A 1130-nucleotide genomic window follows, 5' to 3' on the forward strand; every position below is an offset into this window, starting at 1 on the left:
GCTTTCTCGGCGAATGTGGGGCGTGCGGGGCATCGTTTTCGTGCGGTGGTGGCGGGTGTTGACGCGGGTGTGGTGAGGGCTGGTTTGCGGGATGTGGCGGAGGGTCGGGCTGTTGTTTCTCGTAGGGGGGGTGGGGCGGTTTCGAATGTGTTCATGTTTACGGGTCAGGGTTCGCAGTATGTGGGGATGGGGCGGGGTTTGTATGTGACGGAGCCGGTGTTTCGGGCTGCGTTGGATGAGTGTGCGGGTTTGTTGGTGGGGCGTTTGGATGTGCCTTTGTTGGATGTGTTGTTCGGTGTGGGTGGGGGGTTGGATCGGACGCGGTATGCGCAGGTGGGGATTGTGTGTGTGCAGGTGGGGTTGGTGCGGTGGTTGGAGTCGGTGGGGGTTCGGGCGGATGCGGTGGTGGGTCACAGTCTGGGTGAGTTGACTGCTGCGTGGGCTTCGGGTGTGTTGGGGTTGGCGGATCTGTTGCGGTTGACGGTGTTGCGTGGGGAGTTGATGGAGGCGCAGCCGGGTCGGGGTGCGATGGCTGTGGTGCATGGGGATGTCGGGGTTGTGGTGGAGGCGTTGGCGGGGTTTGTGGGTGTGGAGGTGGCGGCTTTCAATGCGCCGCGGGTGGTGACGGTTTCGGGGCCGGCGGATTCGGTGGCGGCGTTTTGTGCGGGGTCGGGTTTGCGGACTTCTCCGTTGGTGGTGAGTCATGCGTTTCATTCGGTTCTGATGGAGGGTGCGGTGGCGCCTTTTGTGGAGGCGGTGGGGGGTGTGGGGTTGTCGGCTCCGGTGGTGGGGTTTGTGTCGTCGGTGTCGGGTGGGTGGCATTCGGCGGGGTCGGTGGTGGATCCGGGGTATTGGGGTCGGGCGATTCGGGAGCCGGTTCGTTTCGGTGAGGCGGTCGCGACGGTGAGTGGGTCGGGTGCGGGGGTGGTGTGGGAGATCGGTTCGCATCCGCAGTTGACGTCGTTGGCGCGTGCTTCGTGGGTGGGGGATCAGCCGTTGTGGTTGGGCACGTTGCGTCGTGATCGGGTGGATCAGGTGGAGGTGCACGGGTCGTTGGCGGCGTATGTGAACGGGACGTCGGGGGATCTCGACTGGTCGGGAGTACACGCGGGCAAGGGCCACCGGACCAT

The 1130-nt window shown here is 64.7% G+C and carries 1 protein-coding gene; it reads left to right on the plus strand.

The features are described from left to right. Positions 1 to 153: 153 nt before the first annotated feature. Positions 154 to 1130: acyltransferase domain-containing protein (locus ACIRO3_RS36865; protein ID WP_404144138.1), on the plus strand; the 977-nt coding region annotated here is incomplete at its 3' end.

This window comes from Streptomyces sp. NPDC102278 (assembly GCF_044766345.1).
Taxonomy (GTDB): domain Bacteria; phylum Actinomycetota; class Actinomycetes; order Streptomycetales; family Streptomycetaceae; genus Streptomyces.